3 protein-coding genes and 1 pseudogene are annotated in these 6,283 nt (G+C 61.4%); all 4 read right to left on the bottom strand.

Translation table 11 applies throughout. The annotated features are described in order from the left end of the window. Positions 1 to 643, bottom strand: a pseudogene (locus EN939_RS16935) (biotin/lipoyl-binding protein); the annotation flags it as partial. A 19-nt stretch (positions 644 to 662) separates the two neighbouring features. Continuing rightward, positions 663 to 2,336 (bottom strand): type I secretion system permease/ATPase, encoded by a 1,674-nt coding sequence (locus tag EN939_RS16930; protein WP_236383531.1) that lies wholly within the window; start codon positions 2,334 to 2,336, stop codon positions 663 to 665. A 190-nt stretch (positions 2,337 to 2,526) separates the two neighbouring features. Further along, complete coding sequence (locus EN939_RS16925; RefSeq protein WP_127268932.1) at positions 2,527 to 5,286, bottom strand: VCBS domain-containing protein; 2,760 nt, start codon at positions 5,284 to 5,286, stop codon at positions 2,527 to 2,529. Positions 5,287 to 5,656: 370 nt separating this feature from the next. Further along, positions 5,657 to 6,283, bottom strand: a 627-nt coding sequence (locus tag EN939_RS16920; RefSeq protein WP_164751034.1) for an ABC transporter ATP-binding protein, incomplete at its 5' end; no start/stop codon positions are given.

Raw genomic sequence — 6,283 nt, 5'->3', positions numbered from 1 at the left:
ATCCAGCCTTGAGCAGCTTTGACAGGCTGGCCTTCTCGTCGATCGTCGATTGCATCTGGGCCTGGTAGGATTGGACCCGAGCCTGCTTGCCCTGGATCTGCTCCTCGAGCTCGGCGATCCGCCGCTCGAGAATCTGCCTGGCGCCGGCCATCGAGGCGCGCTGGCTTTCCAGGTCGGCGATCTGGTTTGCCATCGCATCCCTGAGGTAGGCCTCGTGCTCCTTGAGGATGTCCTTGGGAAAGGCAACAGCCTCGCTGCCATCCAGTTCGGCCCGAATCCTGGCATCGGTTGCACGCAGCAGCGCATATTGCTGGGCATAGAGATTGAACTCGGATCGTATCATGGTGTCGTCCAGCTTCAGCATTATGTCGCCCTTCCTGACGACGTCGCCATCCTTGACGCGGATTTCCTTCACCGTTCCGCCGTCGAAGTGCTGTACGCTCTTGCGATTGCCTTCCACCTTGACGATGGCGTCGGCGAGCACGGCGCCGTTCAGTGGGGCAAAGGCTGCCCAGCCGCCGAAGATACCGAAGAAGGCAACGATGATCAGCAGGCCGATATAGGCTGGCACCCGGATCGAATCCGGAGCGAGGATGCCGGTTTCCCCGGGCAGGCTTCGGTAGGTAAGGGCGCCGTCGCTCATCGCTCTCTCCAAACACGGCTCATTGCGTTACCACCGCCATTGGAGCCGCGCGCTGGTTGAGCAGCGCCACGATCTCGTTTCTCATGCCGAAGGCCTCGACCGCGCCATCGCGCAACAGAAGGATCTTGTCGACATTCGCCAGGGTCGAGGGCCGGTGCGAGACGATGATCACCGTGCTGCCCCGGCGTTTGAGCTCGATCGCACACTCGCTCAGCGCGCGGTCGCCATCGGCGTCCAGATTGGAGCTCGGCTCATCAAGAATAATCAGGTTCGGCGTTCCGAACACCGCACGAGCAAGAGCGATCCGTTGCCTATATCCTCCCGACAGCACTGCGCCGCCTTCGCCAATCTGGGTCTCATAGCCTTGCGGCAGGCGGATGATCATCTCGTGCACGCCGGCGAGCCGCGCGGCCTCGATGACCTCCTGGTCGACATTGGTCTTGAAGCGGCCGATGTTGGCGGCGACCGTATCGGAGAAGAGTTCGATATCCTGCGGCAGGTAGCCGATGTGGTCACCAAGCGCGTCGTGTCCCCAATGCGACAGATCGGCGCCGTCCAGCCTGACGGTGCCGCGGCTGGGTTGCATGACGCCCGCGAGATGACGAGCCAGCGTTGACTTGCCGGCGCCGGACGGGCCGACAATTCCCAGCGCCTCGCCTGCGTCCAGCCGGAATGATACGTCCCGGAGCAGCACTTTCTGCTGGCTGGCAATTGCAAAGCTGATCTGCTCGACCGAAATCTTGCCGGTTGGCTTCGGCAGGTTGAACGATCTTGCGTTCTGCGTGCCCCCGTCGACCAGTTTGTGAACCCTCGCCAGCGCCGCCCGCGCCAGGATCAGGCTGCGCCAGAGGCCAACGATCTGTTCGACGGGCTGCAGTCCTCTGCCCAGCAATATGCTGGCCGCGAACATCGAGCCGGCTGTGGTCTGCCGTTCGATCACCAGATAGGCGCCGAGGCCGAGGATCAGCGACTGCATGGTCAAGCGAAGGAACTTGATCATCCCCGACATCAAGGCGGCGCGGTCGCTGGCTTGCGTCTGGCGTTGAAGCGCCAAGCTGCGGTCGCGTCCCCAGCGGCCGATGAGGCCTTCGATCATGCCCATGGCGCGAATGACTTCCGAGTTCCTCAGGCTCATATCGGTGAAATTGTAGTTGGCCGTCGCCAAGTCGTTGGCCTGCTTGAGCGGGGCGCGCACCAGATATTCGTTGAGCACCGCCATGGTGACGAGCAGCAGCGACGAGCCGAGCGCAAAGAAGCCGAGCCAGGGGTGCAGCAGGAAGATGATGGCGATGTAGATGGGCGACCATGGCAGGTCGAACAGCGCATTGATGCCCATGCCAGTTATGACCTGCCGGAACGTGTCAAAGTCACGCACTGGCTGGCTCTGAGAGGAGCCCGACTGCGTGGTTTCGACCGACGCGGCCACGATCCTCGCGGACAGCAACCGGTCGAGGCGTACGCTAGCCCGGGTCAGGATCGTGGCACGCATGAGGTCGAGACCTGCCAGCGCAAGGAACGCCGCCAGGAGCGCGATGGTAAGCATTACCAGCGTAGTCTGGCTACCGCTGGTCACAACACGGTCGTAGATCTGCAGCATATAGAGCGGCGAGGCGAGATAGAGCAGGTTGATCGCCAGGCTGAAGCCTGCCGCGATCAGGAAATAATGACGGCACGCCAGAAGGGCGTCCTTCACAATCTGCGATTTTCTTTCGAGACTCAAATACCCAGCGGAGAACCGCCCCCCTGTCCACCTGTATGCCGATACTATCCCCGATCCTTCAGCCGGCCACGCGGCCCGTCGGTAGTCCCGTCGTAAACCTTAACGCGGAGGCCCAATCACATCGAGCAACGAGGTGAGCCGCAAAGCGACTCACCTCCTGGTTTCAAAGCACGAAGTCGCTCGCCGTCAGTCCGAGCCCGGTACCGGTCAGCGTGATCTGGAAATCGGCGCCTGTGTTGCCGGTTACGTCCGCACGGACGATTGTGTTGCCGCCACTTTCCGACCACGTGATACTGCTGGCGACGGTATTCACATTCTGCCCTCCGAACAGGAACGCCTGATCACCGGCGGCTCCGCTGGCGTCGATTGAGGACAGGTCGATCTTGTCGACCCCATGCACGAAGTCGGTGATGGTGTCGAAACTGCCGGCACCCGGCGCAGAATCCGCAACGGCTGATCCGTAATAGAATGTGTCGGCGCCCAGACCGCCGCTAAGCGTGTCGGCGCCGGCACCACCGACCAGCCGGTCATTGCCGTCGCCGCCGGACAGGGTATCATTAGCGCCTTGGCCTAACAGCGTGTCATTGCCGGCCAGGCCAAAGATCTGGTCCGCCCCGCCATTGCCGTAGAGTATATCGTCGCCGCCTACGGGGCTGCTGAGATTGTCGCTTGAGTTGCCATTGCTGCCGGTGATGACCTGGAAAGTTTCGGAATACTGGTAAGCAGGCCCGACCGGATCGCCGACCTGCGTTGACTGCACGGTTATGGAATACGCCTTGCTCGGCGAGAGATCTCCCGAGCTCAATGTGTTGCCGGCGATCGAAAACAGTCCAGGGTCCGATTGCGAGGTGATGCTGTAGACGAAGCCGCCGGGATCTGCATCGGTTGCGGACAGTGTTCCCGTGAACTGGAACGAACTGAAAGTCACATTGTCCGTCGTAGTGCTCGGTGTGAGCTGAATGTCCGTCGGAGCAAAGCGCGGCGGGGCATCGGCGGTGCCGAGGACGTCGATGGCGACCGACGTGTGGGTGCCGTCGGCGCTGACCACATCGAAGTTTTCGGTATAGTGCTGGCCGGCGACGAACTCGTCATGGGCCGAGCTTGCCGTGTAGGTCCACGCACCAGCCGCATTAATGGCGAAGGTGCCGTAGGTACCGGCGGTGGCGGCCTGGGCGACGAAGGTTGCGGGGCTGTCGACGTCCGAGATGGTCAGTGTGCCGGAAGTCGAGATATCTGCTGCCGAGTTGGTCTCGGTCAGGTTGGCCGAGGCAGACGATAGCACCGCCGCGTCGTTGGCGCCGTGGATGGTGATGTCGATCACCTTCTGTGTGCCGTCGAGGGTGGTGACCGTCACCAGTTCGTGCAGAGTGGTGTTCGCTCCGGTGCTGTTGAGCGCCTGAACGGCCGCGTTGGCGTCGTCCAGGGTGTAGCTCCAAGCGCCGTTCACGTCCATGGAGAACGTGCCATAGGTCTTGGCGACGGCGGCCTGGGTGTTGAAGGTCGCCGTATTGTCGACATCGGTCGCATTGAGATCGCCGGTCGCCGGCGAGGTGCCGGCCGTGGCGTTGGCAACGCCGGAGGCTTCGGTCAGCGAGCCGCTGGCATCGCCGGTGATCACCGCCGCGTCGTTGGCGCCGTTGATCGAGATGACGATGTCCTTGGTCGTGCCGTCGGCGGTCGTGACCGTCACCAGTTCATGCAGCGTGGTGTTCGCCCCAGTGCTGTTGAGCGCCTGAACGGCCGCGTTGTTGTCGTCGAGCGTATAGCTCCAGGTGCCGTTGGCATCGATCGAGAAGGTGCCATAAGTCTTGGCGACGGCGAACTGCACGTTAAAGGTAGCCGCGTTATCGACATCGGTCGCATTGAGATCGCCCGCAGCCGTGGCATCGCCTGGCGTGCCGTTGGCGACACCGCTCCTTTCCGTCACCGAGGTGTCTTCGGCACCATTGACAGTGATCACCGCGGCATCATTGGCGCCATGAATGGTGATGTCGATCACCTTCTGGGTGCCGTCGGCGGTCGTAACCGTCACCAGTTCATGCAGCGTTGTGTTCGCCCCGGTGCTGTTGAGCGCCTGGACGACCGCGTTGTTGTCGTCGAGCGTATAGCTCCAGGTGCCGTTGGCATCGATCGAGAAGGTGCCATAGGTCTTGGCCACGCCGGACTGCACGGTAAACAGCGCCGAGCTGTCGACATCGGTCGCATCGAGGTCGCCGGAGGCCGTCGCGTCGCCTGGCGTGCCGTTGGCGACACCGCTTTTTTCCGTCACCGAGGTGTCTTCGGCACCATTGACAGTAATCACCGCGGCGTCGTTGATGCCGGTGAACTGAATGGTAGCCGTGGCCCAGCTTAGCGTGCCATTGCCGAGTTGAATGGCGTAGGTCACTCTGTCGGTGAGAATCTGCCCCTGCCCAAGTGCCTGCACCTGGGCGTCGATATCTGCCTTGTTGTAGTGGATCGTACCATCGGCGCTTATCCAGATGCGAGCGCCTAGAAAGCTCGTATTGGCGGTCGCTGGGAGCGCGGCGAGCGCTGCACTATCACTTGAGTATGTGATGTCGCGCGCCAGTAGATCTGTCGGTGCGTATATCTTCGTCGCTGTCGTAAGACTGTCTGCGTTGTCGATAGAATACAGCTGTGTGGCCGCTCCTCCCAGATCGTTCGCCAATACATTCAGGATCAAGACGCCAGTGGCATCTTCCGAAAAGGCAAGAAGATCGTCCTTCGCTTGCGGCGTGTTCGAGAACGACGTCGTGGTGCCGCCGGCACCGGTGACCTGAGTAGCCATTTTCAACCCCCCTTTGTTTAAGAACAGACGCCCCAAATCTGTTCTATTGACGGTCCGGCACGTTCCGCTGCCACCAGATGAAGAATAGCGCGGACCGGCATGCGAATTCGGGCAGGCATCAATTGGCAGAGCCATCCAGACGAGCCACCGCGCTACGAACAGCCGGCTTAAGCGGACCGTTCGCGGGCGGATGATGGCTCAATAACTGTGGCTGCGACGGCTTTGGCAGCCGCGCCCGTTCTCCCTACCCCAATTGCGTCATCCAAACTCGCGAGCACGAGATTTAGAATACGCTTATATTAGGAGATTATTAACTCTATGCGCGAGGAAGCGCAACGTCCGTGTTTGCAAGACAGTTAATTAGTCAAGATCAAAGCAGAGCCACAACAGCCCGAACGGTTGCGGCATTGAGCCAGGAGCGGATCGGCAGCGTTCAGACACGGATTTTAAGAAGCGGTTCTTCGGAACTTGACAGACGTCGACTTGACCTGACCAATCCGGCCCTTCAGGCCGGAAACAAGAAGGCCGAGCCGGGATCAAAAAAGATGCGCTTGCCTGATGTTGCGGGGCTGTCTGCTCCCTCGGCGTCAGAGGTTGGCCTGACATCGATTTCCTCGCCGGCGGCCGTGCGCGCCACGACGCGCCGGCGGTCGCCGAAGAACGCCGTATCGATGATCTCGACGGCAAGCGCCGCGCTCGTGGGGCCAGGCGCGAGGCGGAAGGCTTCCGGGCGCACCATCAGCCGGACCCTCTGACCCTGGCCGAAGGACGTTGTCGTTTTGATACCGGTCACGATTGAGCCCTCGGCCAGGCGGATCGTGGATACGCCACGCGCGGTTTGCAAATGCTCAGCCGGCAGAAAATTCGAGTTGCCGATGAAGCCGGCAACAAATTCGCTCGCCGGCCGGAGGTAAAGATCCTCGCCGGTGCCGATCTGTTCGATGCGGCCTTCCCTGAACAGCGCGATTCGATCGGATAGGTGCAGCGCCTCCTCCTGATCGTGCGTGACATAGAGGATGGTGACGCCTGTCTCCCGGTGGATGCGGCGGATCTCGGCCTGGATTTCCTGGCGCAGCTTTTTGTCAAGCGCCGATAGCGGCTCGTCCATCAAAAGGATCCGCGGGGTGGTGGC

The sequence above is a fragment of the Mesorhizobium sp. M7A.F.Ca.CA.002.05.1.1 genome (genome assembly GCF_003998335.1).
Taxonomy (GTDB): Bacteria; Pseudomonadota; Alphaproteobacteria; order Rhizobiales; family Rhizobiaceae; genus Mesorhizobium.
This window is presented reverse-complemented; position numbering and strand designations above follow the sequence as displayed.

Bases quoted from the DNA above. Each gene is read 5' to 3' on its own strand.
- EN939_RS16925 (WP_127268932.1), bottom strand. From the start codon at position 5,286: ATGGCTCTGCCAATTGATGCCTGCCCGAATTCGCATGCCGGTCCGCGC.